Source organism: Microvirga sp. RSM25 (assembly GCF_044784385.1).
Lineage (GTDB): Bacteria > Pseudomonadota > Alphaproteobacteria > Rhizobiales > Beijerinckiaceae > Microvirga > Microvirga tunisiensis.
In genome coordinates this window covers 4989397-5002506 of record NZ_CP173039.1, presented here as the reverse complement: position 1 = coordinate 5002506, position 13110 = coordinate 4989397, and the positions used below count along the sequence as shown (strand labels likewise).

Here is a 13110-nt window from a genome sequence, read left to right as displayed (position 1 = left end):
GCTCATTCCAGCGTGATGCCCGCCGTCCTGATGACCCTCTCCCACTTGGCACCTTCTTCCTGCATGTAGGCGGCCATTTCAGACGGAGAGCTTTGGAGCACATCGATGCCGGCTCCGATCAGCTTGGCGCGGACCTCCGCATTGCCAATCACGCGCCGGTAGGTGTCGTTGAGCTTGGTGACGATATCGGATGGGGTGTTCACCGGCGCGACGAAACCCTGCCAGGCCCAGGCCTCGAAGCCTGAATAATCGGCCGCCACCGGCGGCACGCCGGGAAGCCCCGAGAATTCCTGCGGGGATGCGACCGCAATGGCCTGAATCGGACCGGAGATCTGCGAGCGCGCGGTGGCGAAGTCGATGAACATCATGTCCACCTGCCCCGCCACCAGATCCTGCACGGCGGGAGCAGCACCCCGATACGGCACATGGGTCAGCTTGATCCCGGCTCCTTGAGAGAGAAGTTCCGTGGCAAGATGAAACGGGCTGCCTAAGCCCGGCGTCGCATAATTGATGCGGCCGGGATTCTTCTTCGCCTCAGCCACAAGTTCCTGAACGGATTTTACCGGCAGCTTGTTCGTGTTGACAAGAAGCACGAGGGCAAAGCGTCCTGTCAGCGAAATGGGCGTGAAATCCTTGTACGGATCGAAGGACAGCTTGCGATAAAGCGTGCGGTTCGTCGCGAAGGTCGCCGTATCGCCCAAAAGGAGCGTATAGCCGTCGGGCTCCGCGCGCGCGGCCGTGTCGGCGCCGATATTGGTGCCGGCGCCAGGCTTATTCTCGATGACGAATTGCTGGCCGAGCTGCTCGCCCATGGCGGCAAAGACGAGACGGGCGAAGAAGTCGGTTCCGCCGCCGGCCGCATAGGGAACAACGACCCGGACGGGCCTGGTGGGGTAAGCGGATTGCGCGAAAGCCGTCCATGGCGACAGGGCCGAGGCGGCGGAGGCGGCGATCAGGGTCTTGAGAATGCTGCGGCGGGTTGGACTCATGGCGTTCTCCCGGATTTTGGTCCCATTATGGTTCAGGTGCCCGGCTGCAGATAGCGGGGCAGCCTGGGACGACCAGGGCCGAGCCGGGTCGAGGATCGCCTCTCAAAGGTCGCGCCCATGTTCAGTTTTTTACCGCCCCGCCTGAACATGGCGGCACTCCCTGCATTCTCCCCTTGTGCGACGGAAAGCTTTAGAGAACTGGAGATGGCCTATGGGCGTGAAAAAAGAAGAGGACGACCTGGTCGATGCCGGCTCGGAATATTCCTTCCCGGCCAGCGATCCACCCTCCTATATGGGCGGCTCGGCCGTTGCGGGCCCTCCTCCGCAGGAGGAGCCGGCGCGGGAGCCCGTAACCAAGGCCGTGTCCAACCCCGATGAGGTGAAGCCGGCCGGGGATGCTCCCCAAGGCACAGATCCCGCCGAGGCCGGCGATGTGCCCAAGCGGCCGTCCGGCGGCAACAATCCGTAACTTGCTTCCCTCATGCAGGTTGCGAACGGCAGGCAGTGTCATGCCTCAAATGCTCCGGCACTCGGCCATCGCCCTGCAGGATGTCATCCACCTGCCTGAGAGTGAGACATCGGAGCGCCTTCAACTCGTGACGTCCGAGGGCGCTCTTCCCTGTCGCTATCACCTGGCTGAAGGCGAACACGCCATTCTTTGGGTGTTCGGCGCCGGAGGCGGACTTGGCGGCCCAGCGGGTGGACTCTACACGCGCCTTGGCCGCCAATTTCGGGAGAGTGGAACGGCATCCCTCGAGCTGGATTATCGTCTGCCCGGAGATCTGGAAGGCTGCATTCTCGATGTGCTGATCGGGCTCGCCTATCTGGAAAGTCTCGGCAAGAGCCGAATCGTCCTTGTGGGGCATTCCTTCGGAGGCGCCGTCGTCATCAACGCAGGCGTCATCAGTGACGCCGTCATCGCCGTCGCAGCGCTCAGCAGCCAGACGGCAGGCACTCACGCCATCGGCAAGCTCAGCCCCAAGCCTGTGATCTTCATCCATGGCGAGAAGGATGAAATTCTGCCTCCGGCCTGCTCACGAGATCTCCACGCTCATGCAGGTGAGCCTAAGGAGCTTATCCTTTATCCCGGCTGCTTTCACGGTCTTGATCAATGTCAGGAGGCACTCGACCGGGATCTGTCTCGGTGGCTTCGTAACATTGTTTCCTGATTAGCCCGCCAACTGCGCCTCGATAGCATGGCTCTTCCTAACGTCCGGCACTTCGGTCGGGCGGCGCTTTGCCAGATCGAAGGCATCGCCGGAACTCAGCACATGCATGCGGATATCGTACATGGACAGGGACCGCTCAGGCTCGGCCTCGGCGATATTCGAGTGGGTAACGCCAGCCCCGTCGACCACATAGACACAGCCGCTGCCGATCACCTCGAATCGTTCCTCTTCAAGGACTAGCGCCGTGTCCTCGTCGATGCCGATCCCGAGCTCGCGTGGATTATGCGCCACGGCACCAAACAGGCGTCCGAACCGACCTCGTTCGGCAAAATGCTGGTCGATGATGACGTTGCGCACGAGACCAAGACCCGGTGCCATGTGCAGGTCGCCGATCTTGTAGGACTCGCCGCTGGTGCCTTTCACCAGCATGGTCTCGCTCATAACAGATGCGCCGGCCGATGTTCCGGCGAGGACACCGCCGCGCTCGTGAAGGTCCCGCACGCGCTGCTCGATGGGTGTGTCGCCAATCTGGCTCGAGATGCGCAGCTGGTCGCCTCCGGAAAAGAAAACGCCGGCTGCTCCGTCGAAGACGCGCAGCTTTTCCGGATCGAGCGTCTCGGATCGGTCTTTGACGTAGATTTCCACCAGGTCCGTGACACCAAGATCCTTGAAGGCTCTCTGGTAGGATTCGAAATAACCTTCCGGCTCATGGGATGCGACAGTTGCAATGACGAGCTTTCCTCCACCCAATTGTCTCGCAACCTCACGCAGGATAGTGCGCTCGCCTTCCTTGTCCTCACCACCGCCAATGATGATGAGCGGTCCCTTCGATTTCTTCCTTGCGCGTTCCTGCATGGCCGCAACTGGGCTCCGTTCAAGCAGCGACCACCCCAAAGCCAGGGGCGGATCGCATCGTTGCCTTGACAATGTCCTTGCTGTCGATCAGGCGCTCCTGCGCCAGCCTCCGGCCGGCTCCTCCGTCCGATCGACCTCCACATCGACTGATATGGAAGGAGCAGCCCGGAATTCGAGCACCTGCTGCCACATGGCTTCCACATCGGTCGGGGTGAGGACAACAAGGTCCCCGGGTTGCGCCCTCCTGAGGCACAGATCGGCAGCCTCATCCTCGTCTAGAATCCGACTGATACGCTCCTCCGGATATCCTGCCGCAAGTGCTCCTTCCGCCAGCAGCCCGGTGATCTCGCCGGGTTTGCGACCGCGACGGGCTGGATCCTCTCGGAAGATGATCTCATCAAAATAGCGTGTCGCGAGCGCTCCCATCTCCCGCATGTCGTCGTCACGGCGGTCACCAGGAATATTGATCATGCCAATGATCCGGCGATGGCGCGGACGCATCTTGAGGATCAGGTCGCCTAGAGCCTGAAGGCCCGCCGGATTGTGGGCATAGTCCAGGATGACACGGAAACCATGTCCATCGAACACGTTGAGACGCCCGGGACTTTGTTCGAACGAGGTCGTGAAGGTCGACAGAGCCATACGGATGACATTGACGGGAACGCCCTGGGCGTAGGCCATGGCTACGGCACCTAGGGCATTCTGCACATTGAACTCGGCGAGACCATCGAGGGTTGCCGGAATTTCGGCCGCACGCATCAGATGAATGCTGTCGCCATCGTCATGGATCACGATTTCGCCACCGTCGATCACGCCCGGTTCGCGCACGACGGCAAAGCCGCCATCCTCGATGTGATCGCGTAGGAAGTCGGGCATGTCGGCGCCGCCACGAAGGGAGAAGTATCCCAGCCTGCCGCCAGCCCGCCGACGCAAACTGACTGCCATCTGATCATCGGCATTGAGGATGCTGGTGCCGTTGCGGTGCACCGCCTCCACGACAACGGACTTCACCCAAGCGAGGTCCTCGATGGTGTCGATTCCTTTCAACCCGAGATGATCAGGCTGGATATTCGTGATCAGGCCTACGTCGCATTCCGAGAAGCCGAGACCCTCCCGCAGGAGACCGCCGCGGGCCGTTTCCAACACCGCCACGTCCACGGTCGGATCACGGAGTACCACGCGAGCGCTCCAAGGCCCCGAGGCATCCGCCTCCACGATCCTGTCGCCGTTCACATAGATGCCGGTTGTCGACGTCAGCCCGACATTAAGGCCTTGAGCGCGCAGGATATGTCCGACCATGCGTGAGGTGGTTGATTTGCCGTTGGTGCCCGTGATGGCAAGGATCGGGATGCGCGTCGGTGTGCCACGAGGAAAGAGCATATCCATCACGGGCCGGGCCACGTTGCGGGCGCGTCCTTCCGAAGGCTGCAGGTGCATGCGGAAGCCTGGTGCGGCATTGACCTCGATGATCCCGCCACCCGTCTCATGAACCGAGCGCGTGATGTCGGGCGCGATAAAGTCGATGCCCGCCACATCCAGGCCGATGGCGCGTGCGGCCCTGCGGGCGATCAGGGCATTGTCGGGGTGGATGTCGTCGGTGCGGTCGACAGCCGTGCCACCGGTCGAGAGATTGGCCGTATCACACAGATAGACCACCTGCCCGCTATCCGGAACGCTCGTCGCGTCAAGGCCCGCCTTCGCCAGGACGCCGAGCGTATGATCGTCGATCTTAATCCGGGTCATGACATTCTCATGGCCTTCGCCGCGGCGCGGATCCTTGTTCACTTCGTCGACCAGGACCGTGATACTGCGCTCGCCATCGCCTATAACATGGGCAGGGATACGCTCGGCCACTGCCACCACCTCCCCGTTCACCACGAGGATCCGGTGATCGCAGCCCTTGAAACAGCTCTCGACGATGACGCGTCGGCTATGCTTACATGCCTCCTCAAACGCGCGGGTGACCTCTTCCACCGTCGATAGATCGATGCTGACGCCGCGCCCGTGATTGCCGTCGAGCGGCTTGACCACGACCGGGTAACCGATCCGCTCGGCGGCACGCACCGCATCTTCAGCACTGCGAACCACCTCGCCCCGCGGGACCGGCAGTCCCGCGTCGGCCAGGAGGCTCTTCGTGAGATCCTTGTCGCCGGCTGCATCCGTGGCGATCTGCGAGGTCAGGCTTGTGATGCTGGCCCGGATCCGCTTCTGATATCGTCCGGTGCCCAATTGCACGAGGCTTTGGTCGTCCAAGCGCAGGACCGGGATACCCCGCCGCTCAGCTTCTTGTACGAGGGACATGGTCGTCGGGCCAAGCGCCCTGCGCCGGAGGACATATCGGAGAGCCTTGAGGGCTGCATCAAGGTCGAAAGGACCTTCGAATGCTGGCTCGCTCTCATCCCTGTAGATGCGGTCAAGTCCCTTGATGCCCTGAAGTCCGGGCGGCAGCAGCGAATCCACGAGTTGGAGAGCCAAGCGCCCGGCTACAAGTCCCACATCCTCTTCACGATAGGCAAACATCACATTGTAGACGCCGGCTTCTCCCTTCACGGAGCGGGTCTTTCCCCGGGTCACGCGGGCGCCGATCAAGGTCTGGAGCTCAAGGGCAATGTGCTCGGCAACATGGCCCAGCCACGTGCCCTCCTCAAGGCGGTGGACGAAACCTCCGCGCTCATGAAAACTGCAGCCATGCTCATGCAGCCCAGGCAGCAGAGACAGGAGGCGCTCGGTAAAGCCCGGCAGGCGATTGGACGGCCATTCCTCCAGCGTGCCGAGATCGAGCTTGATGCGGATCATCGGGGTGAGACTGTAGAGATGAGGTCCCCGGTAAACACCACGGTCGATCACATGCATCTGGCTCGTCGTCACCTCGTAAAAGGCTTGGGCATCAATGTTGTGCTTCTGATCAGACAGCTGACTCATGGCTTCTCCGGAACCGGCTTGTACGTGACGATCATCGCCCATTCTCGGGAACTCCTAACGGTAGAGGACAAGACGGCTCCGCTATCGCAGACTGCCTTTGTCCACGTCTCAATTGGCGATCAAATGATGAAAGAGCGTGCAGAATGCACTCTGGGGCTGTTCAATTCGTGAGCGCTGCCCTTTGTTCCAGCACGGAGACAGCGCCAACACAATATTAAAGCTACAATAACATATGTTATACTTGTTCCGTGTTGTGACGGGTTCGCCGGAACTTCCGGAAATCAAGCAAGCTTCAAGTACAGATCTTCTCAGGACTTTCTTTTTCGCTCTGTTTTGATGTCTTGACCTGCACCTGGATGGATCAGACGATGCAGAGCGCAATTGAGTGTCTTCATCTTAGCTTCATCTGGGCAGTGGCATCTCGTCCGCGCAACCCTAAAATGGTCCGCATGCCCCTGCCGGGGTGTCATGCAATCGAGAATCGGCCTTTCAAGAGCCACCTCCAAGGAAGTGATCTGCACCGATGGTGACCAACCGCATTCCGACGACACCGTTTTCCGATCAGCGTCCCGGTACGTCCGGCCTGCGCAAGAAGGTCACCGTCTTCCAGCAGCCCCGGTATGTAGAGAACTTCATTCAAGCGATCTTCGACATTGTCGAGAACAAGGATGGTTCGACCCTTGTGATAGGCGGCGACGGGCGCTTCTTCAACGAATCGGTTGTCCAGACCGCGATCAGGATGGCGGCAGCAAACGGCTTCGGCCGTGTCCTCGTAGGGCAGAAGGGGCTTCTGTCCACGCCGGCTGCCTCCTGCGTGATCCGCAAGCACAAGGCCATCGGCGGCCTCGTTCTTTCTGCCAGCCACAATCCGGGTGGTCCTGACGGCGATTTCGGCATCAAGTTCAACATGTCCCATGGCGGACCGGCCCCGGAATCCTTCACAGAGGCCGTCTTCCAGAAGGCGAGCGCGATAAGCGAATACAAGATCGTCGATGATGCGGACATCGATCTCCGCCGCATCGGATCGACCAAGGTTGGCCCCATGGCGGTCGAGGTGATCGATCCCGTTGCCGATTACGCGGAGCTGATGGAGCAGCTGATCGATTTCGAGAAGATCGCCGATCTGTTCCGTTCGGGTTTCCGCATGCGCTTCGATGCTCTGAGCGCTATCACGGGCCCCTATGCGAAAGCCATACTCGAAGGTCGTCTCGGCGCGCCGGCGGGCACGGTCGTCAATGGCGAGCCGAAGCCTGATTTCGGTGGCCATCATCCCGATCCGAACCCTGTCCATGCCCACGATCTCATGGAGCTGATGCTTGGGCCCGATGCACCCGATTTCGGCGCAGCCTCAGACGGTGACGGCGACCGCAACATGATTGTGGCCCCGGGACTGTTCGTGACGCCCAGCGACAGCCTCGCCATTCTCACGAGCCATGCCCATCTGGCCCCTGGCTATGCCAAGGGCCTCGCCGGCGTGGCCCGCTCCATGCCGACGAGCCGCGCCGCCGACCGAGTCGCGGCCAAACTCGGCATCAACTGCTTCGAGACGCCCACGGGCTGGAAGTTCTTCGCCAACCTTCTGGATGCGGGTCTCATCACCCTCTGCGGCGAGGAGAGCGCGGGCACGGGCTCGAACCACATCCGCGAGAAGGACGGTCTCTGGGCCGTGCTGCTGTGGCTCAACATCCTGGCCATCACCAAGAAGCCGGCGGATCAGATCGTGCGCGAGCATTGGGCAACGTTCGGGCGCGATTACTACACGCGCCACGACTACGAGGAACTCGAAACGGCGCCGGCCAATGAGTTGATGGACGTCCTGCGGGCGAAGCTCCCTACCCTGCCAGGCCAGCGCTTCGGCGGGCTCACGGTCCGGTCCTGCGACGACTTCGCCTATACGGACCTCGTCGACAAATCCGTGACGCCGAAGCAGGGCATCCGCATCCTCTTCGCGGAGGATGCCCGCGCCGTGTTCCGCCTGTCGGGAACCGGCACATCGGGTGCAACGCTGAGAGTCTATCTCGAACGCTTCGAGCCGAACCCCGACCGGCACAACCTGTCGACGGCCGAAGTTCTGGCTCCTCTCGTCCAGGCGGCGAATGAAATTGCGGAAATCGCGACCCGCACGGGTCGCAACGAGCCCAGCGTCGTGACCTGAAGCAGCTCAGTAGGTTTCCCAGAGTCCCGGTGTCGCCAGTTCGAGAAGGTGACCGTCGGGATCCCGGAAGTAGAGACTGGTTCCGCCACGGGACCATGTGGTCCTGCTCTCGATGGGGATGCCCCGCTCCTGAAGCCGCCCCTCCCATTCGGCCATTTCGCTCGCTGAAACGGCAAAGCCGATATGCAGCGGTCCCTGCCCGTCATGGGGCGGGATCGTCCCGCCGGGCGTGGGCATCGGCTCATTCGAGCCGCCGCGCAGGAACAGGAGCAGGATGTTTTTCCCGCCGACGTCGAAAGCGCACATACGCTGGTTGCTGAAAAGCGGTCTCAGGCCGAGATCGTCCTGGTAGAAGGCACGCGCGCGCGACAGGTCGTCAACATAAAGCGCGGTCTCAAGAATGGCATTCAGCTTGGGCATCTCTGACCCCATGTGAGATCCGGTCTGCCTGTATTTTGTCCTCCGGCGCCTTTGCCATGTCCAGTTGTCCCTGGAATCCGGGCATTCCAAAGCGGCGAAAAAATGGGCAATGGTGCTGACCTTTTGATCTTGAAACAGACCAGCGCGTCCCTTAATTATTGCAGTGCAGCACGGCGATTGGCGTCGAAGTGTTGCTGCCCTTCTTGGGCGTTTCCTCCCTAAACTTCGGGCCGTTGGCAACAACGGCCTTTTTTCTTGTCTGGAGACAGGAGGATCCTGAGGCGACTTCAGGACCGGAACCTCGCGTAACTCCAACGGTTTTTCCCCTCAGCGGAGCCCGGGAGAGTACGATGTCCACCCGTTCAGACAATCCTCATCACGCTGACATTCCTCCGACGCATACGGTCAAGCCGGTGGATGCACCGCCTCTCACCGAGCGCTCGACCACGGCGCAGTTGAAGGGCGACATCAACAGCGGCCGGACAGGCGACAAGAATGCGGTGTTCGATCCCGGTCTCTCTCCGTTGGGCACCGATGATGAAGCCGGCGGCACTCCGCCGACATCGGAGCAGGTCGATCTGGCCCGTCACCAGGAATCGTCCGTGCGCTGGAAGGACGGAGCTGAGAAGGACAGCTACGCCCATCAGGATTCGCGGAAGGCCCTGTACGCCTTTGTCGGCTTCATCGGCCTGGTGCTCGTCCTGTTCATCGGCGCCTTCTCAATCTTCTGATCCGCATCAGAGCGGCGCCACGCTATCCCGGATCACCAACTCCGTCTCCAGCCGGATCCGCTTGGGCGACGGCCGGCCCTGCAGAAGTTCAATCAGGGCCGATGCCGCCGCCTGCCCCAACTCCCGCCGCGGCTGATGGATCGTGGTCAGCGGCGGCTCGGCCACGGCGGCAAACTCGATATCATCGAACCCGGCCACGGAGATGTCCTCGGGTACTCTGAGCCCAGCGGAGAAGAGGGTGCGCATGAGACCGATGGCCATCTCATCGCTGGTGCAGAACACGGCTGTCGGACGGGTGGGTCGTGCCACTAGGTCCTGACCAGCCCGCACGCCCGCCTCGATGGTGTAATCCCCCGGAAGGACGAGGGCCGGGTCGAACGGCAGACCAGCTGTCTCCAATCCGTCCTTGAAGCCCTGGAAGCGCTCGCGCTCGAGGATATTGCTGGCCGGACCACTTACATAGGCGATGCTGCGATGACCCAGGGAGGCCAAGTGCTGCGTCATGCCGTAGGCTGCGGCGCGGTTGTCGATCTCGATCTGCGGAATGTCGGCTCCGGGGATCGCTTCGCAGACCGCCACGAGCGGGATCTTGATCCGGGCCGGCTGCCCCTCCCCTTCACGGCTCTGCCCGAACAGGTGACCGTTAAGAAGAATGGCGCCGTCCACCCGGCCTGCCGCCGTGAAGGCCGCGAAATGCGCCTCCTTCTCGGGCGAACCGTCGAGATCGCTGATGATCATGCCGTAGCCGGCCTCGAAGAGGGTTTCCTCAATGCCGCGCAAAATCTTGGAGAAGAAAGTGTTCGAGAGATCCGGCAGAACGACCAGCACCATATAGGTCTTCTGCGAGCGCAGGGTGCGCGCGGCGGGGTTGGGCACATAACCGGTCTTGGCGATGGCCTCCAGCACCCGCGCACGAGCCTCGGGCGAAACACGCTCCGGCGTCGCAAGGGCTCGGCTGACCGTCGCAGTCGAGACATCGGCAAGCTTCGCGACATCCTGAATCCGCGCTGCACGGATCGAAATGCCCCCCGGCTCCGGCCTGTCCTTTTGCCCTACGTCGTCCATGGACCTCCCCCTACCATGGTTCTGTTTGACAGAAGCCGTAGTTTCGGTAAAGTTTTATGTAATCGATTACATAGGGCCTTTGTCGTGCCCTTCGATAGCACTAGATCGTCAGATGTCCCGGCAGAGGACAAGGCGATAGGCCAGGAGGAAACGAATGCCAGCTCACGCGCCGTCCAGCTGACCCCACCCGCACAGCCTTTGACGACCATCTTCCCTAGCGGAATCGAGCGATGCCGCTCATCCGGAGCCGTTTATGGAATCCGTCCTTCGTGCAGAGAACATCTCGAAATCCTTCGGACCGATTGAGGTCCTGAGCGGCATTTCGCTGGATCTGAGGCCCGGCGAAGTTCATGCTGTCATCGGCGAGAACGGGGCCGGCAAGTCGACCCTGATGCGCATTCTGTCGGGTCACATCGCGCTCACGAAGGGCAGCCTGCATCTGAACGGCCAGCCGATCAGCTTCTCAGGACCCGTGGATGCGGAGAGCCACGGCATCGTTCTCGTGCACCAGGAAATCCTTCTCGCTCCGGACCTGACGGTGGCGCAGAACCTCTTCCTCGGCCGAGAGATCAGGCGTTTCGGCTTGGTCGACGACAAGGCCATGCGCGAGCGGACGCGGGCGATCCTGCGTGAACTCGGCACGGGCATTGATCCCGACCGGGAGGTTAGCCGCCTCTCCATCGCCGACCGGCAGCTTGTCCAGATCGCGCGCGCGCTGCTGGTGCCGCACAAGGTGGTGGCCTTCGACGAGCCGACGGCGGTGCTCACCCCTATCGAGGCCGAGAGCCTGTTCGAGATCATCCGCAAGCTGCGCTCTCAGGGTGTGGCGGTGCTCTATATCTCGCACCGCCTGAACGAGGTGAAGGCGATTGCGGATCGCGTCACGGTGCTGCGAGACGGGCGCCACATCTCAACCCGCGATGTCGAAGGTCTGGAACCGCTGGAGATGGCGCGCCTGATGGTTGGGCGCGACATGTCCAAGCTCTATCCGGAAAAGCCGGCCACCGCCTCCGACCAGTCTTTTTTGACGGTGCACGACATGGCCGTGCCAGGGTATGTGGAGAATGCCTCGTTTACTCTGCACCGCGGCGAGATCCTCGGCTTCGGCGGCCTGATCGGAGCGGGTCGCACTGAGCTCTTCGAAGCTCTGGTGGGCCTTCGTCCTGGCCACGGCGCGATCAACCTCGATGGCAAACAGGTTCATTTCCGCGATGCCCGCGAAGCGATGGCGGCGGGGATCGTCTATCTCTCCGAGGACCGGAAAGGGAAAGGCCTGCTGCTGCAGCAGAACCTCCGGGTCAACCTGACCCTGGCGGCCCTCGAAAAGTTCAGCCGAGGACCCTTCATCGATGGAGGCGGCGAGGAGAAGGCGCTCGACAAGGCGATCAAGGATTTCGACATCCGCACCCGGCGCCGCGACCTCCTCGCCGGGCAGCTCTCCGGCGGCAACCAGCAGAAGCTGCTGCTCGCCAAGATGATGCTGGTGGCACCACGTATCGTCATCATCGACGAGCCGACGCGCGGCGTCGATATCGGCACCAAGGAACAGATCTACCGCTTCATCGCCTCGCTCGCCGCCGAGGGCCGCGCTGTCGTGGTCATCTCCTCCGAGATGCAGGAACTGATCGGCCTCTGCCACCGGGTCGTCGTGATGCGCAACGGCCGCGTCGCGGGCGAGGTCGGGCAAGCCGATCTGTCGGAAGATTCCATCGTTTATCTCGCCACTGGCGTTCACGAAGAAAGGGCGGCGGAAATCGCCGCGGGCCACGCATGACCGAAACAGTGCTTCGCTCAAGCGCTGAAAAGCGCCGGTTCAATATCGACATGCGGGCTCTTTCGCCCTTCATCGCGCTCATCGTGCTCATCATCGCGGGCGCACTGATCAACCCGGACTTCCTGACCGCGTCGAACCTGCTCAATGTGGTGACGCGCTCGGCCTTCATCGCCATCATCGCGGTGGGCGCGACCTTCGTGATCGCCGGCGGCGGGCTCGATCTCTCCGTCGGCTCCATGGCGGCGCTCACGGCCGGCGTCATGATCCTGACCCTGAACAACCTCGGCGGCGGGGACGTGGGCACCCTGGCGCTTGGCATGCTCGCCGCCATTGCCTTGAGTGCGGCCTGCGGCTTGGCAAATGGTCTCATCGTCACCTTCGGACGCATCGAGCCCTTCATCGTGACGCTCGGCACCATGGGCATCTATCGCTCCCTGGTGATCTGGCTTGCGGCAGGCGGCACCATCACAATGCGCAATTTCGAGCTGCGCGAGCTCTACCGCCCGGTCTATTTCGACAGCATTCTCGGCGTTCCGATTCCCATCATCGCGTTCCTGCTGGTCGCCGCCATCGGTGCGCTGATCCTCTATCGCACCTCCTTCGGCCGCCATGTCGTCGCGCTCGGCTCCAACGAGGATGTGGCCCGCTATTCGGGCGTGCCAATCTGGCGCGTGCGCACGCTCACCTACATCATCCAGGGCATCTGCGTCGGCATCGCCGTGCTGGTCTATGTGCCGCGCCTCGGCTCCGCCACGCCGACGACCGGCCTTCTGTGGGAATTGCAGGCCATCACGGCCGTCGTCATCGGCGGCACGGCCCTCAAGGGCGGCATCGGCCGCGTCTGGGGCACGGTGGTCGGCGCCGTCATCCTCGAACTCGTCGCCAATATCATGGTGCTGTCGAACTTCGTCTCCGAGTTTCTCGTGGGCGCGGTTCAGGGCGCCATCATCATTATCGCCATGCTCGTGCAGCGGTCGGTTCACCGCGGGCGATGAAACCGGTGCGGGCCTGCCGGACAAGGGACAAAGGC

The 13110-nt window shown here is 62.0% G+C and carries 11 protein-coding genes; 6 read left to right on the top strand and 5 right to left on the bottom strand.

All coding sequences use genetic code 11. The annotated features are described in order from the left end of the window. Nucleotides 1-2: 2 nt before the first annotated feature. Nucleotides 3-989 (bottom strand): Bug family tripartite tricarboxylate transporter substrate binding protein, encoded by a 987-nt coding sequence (locus tag ACD578_RS23730; protein ID WP_404289069.1) that lies wholly within the window; start codon nt 987-989, stop codon nt 3-5. 211 nt (nt 990-1200) lie between these two features. Between ACD578_RS23730 and ACD578_RS23725 the strand changes: the two genes are divergently transcribed. Both ACD578_RS23725 and ACD578_RS23720 read left to right on the top strand, forming a co-directional pair. After that, the gene (locus ACD578_RS23725) at nt 1201-1458 is read left to right on the top strand and encodes a hypothetical protein (RefSeq protein ID WP_404289067.1); all 258 of its coding nucleotides are present in this window, start codon (nt 1201-1203) and stop codon (nt 1456-1458) included. A gap of 40 nt (nt 1459-1498) precedes the next feature. Continuing rightward, nucleotides 1499-2158 (top strand): alpha/beta hydrolase, encoded by a 660-nt coding sequence (locus tag ACD578_RS23720; protein ID WP_404289065.1) that lies wholly within the window; start codon nt 1499-1501, stop codon nt 2156-2158. On the opposite strand, the gene ACD578_RS23715 is transcribed toward ACD578_RS23720, so the two are convergent. Both ACD578_RS23715 and cphA read right to left on the bottom strand, forming a co-directional pair. After that, a complete protein-coding gene (locus ACD578_RS23715) occupies nt 2159-3013 on the bottom strand; it encodes a cyanophycinase (RefSeq protein WP_404289063.1) in 855 nt (284 codons plus the stop codon). 87 nt (nt 3014-3100) lie between these two features. Then, complete coding sequence (gene cphA / locus ACD578_RS23710) at nt 3101-5935, bottom strand: cyanophycin synthetase (protein WP_404289061.1); 2835 nt, start codon at nt 5933-5935, stop codon at nt 3101-3103. Between the two features lie 523 nt (nt 5936-6458). Between cphA and ACD578_RS23705 the strand changes: the two genes are divergently transcribed. After that, nucleotides 6459-8090 (top strand): alpha-D-glucose phosphate-specific phosphoglucomutase, encoded by a 1632-nt coding sequence (locus ACD578_RS23705; RefSeq protein ID WP_404289059.1) that lies wholly within the window; start codon nt 6459-6461, stop codon nt 8088-8090. A gap of 6 nt (nt 8091-8096) precedes the next feature. Here ACD578_RS23705 and ACD578_RS23700 read toward each other — a convergent pair whose 3' ends face one another. Further along, nucleotides 8097-8510 (bottom strand): VOC family protein, encoded by a 414-nt coding sequence (locus tag ACD578_RS23700; RefSeq protein ID WP_404289057.1) that lies wholly within the window; start codon nt 8508-8510, stop codon nt 8097-8099. Between the two features lie 350 nt (nt 8511-8860). Between ACD578_RS23700 and ACD578_RS23695 the strand changes: the two genes are divergently transcribed. Next, on the top strand, nt 8861-9241 hold the full coding sequence (locus tag ACD578_RS23695) for a hypothetical protein (RefSeq protein ID WP_404289055.1): 381 nt from the start codon (nt 8861-8863) through the stop codon (nt 9239-9241). Nucleotides 9242-9247: 6 nt separating this feature from the next. Here the strand turns inward: ACD578_RS23695 and ACD578_RS23690 are convergent, their stop codons facing one another. Then, a complete protein-coding gene (locus ACD578_RS23690) occupies nt 9248-10306 on the bottom strand; it encodes a LacI family DNA-binding transcriptional regulator (protein WP_404289053.1) in 1059 nt (352 codons plus the stop codon). 253 nt (nt 10307-10559) lie between these two features. Between ACD578_RS23690 and ACD578_RS23685 the strand changes: the two genes are divergently transcribed. Further along, complete coding sequence (locus ACD578_RS23685) at nt 10560-12080, top strand: sugar ABC transporter ATP-binding protein (protein ID WP_404289051.1); 1521 nt, start codon at nt 10560-10562, stop codon at nt 12078-12080. After that, the gene (locus ACD578_RS23680; RefSeq protein ID WP_404289049.1) at nt 12077-13075 is read left to right on the top strand and encodes an ABC transporter permease; all 999 of its coding nucleotides are present in this window, start codon (nt 12077-12079) and stop codon (nt 13073-13075) included. Before ACD578_RS23685 ends, ACD578_RS23680 begins: the two co-directional genes overlap by 4 nt. Nucleotides 13076-13110 lie beyond the last annotated feature (35 nt).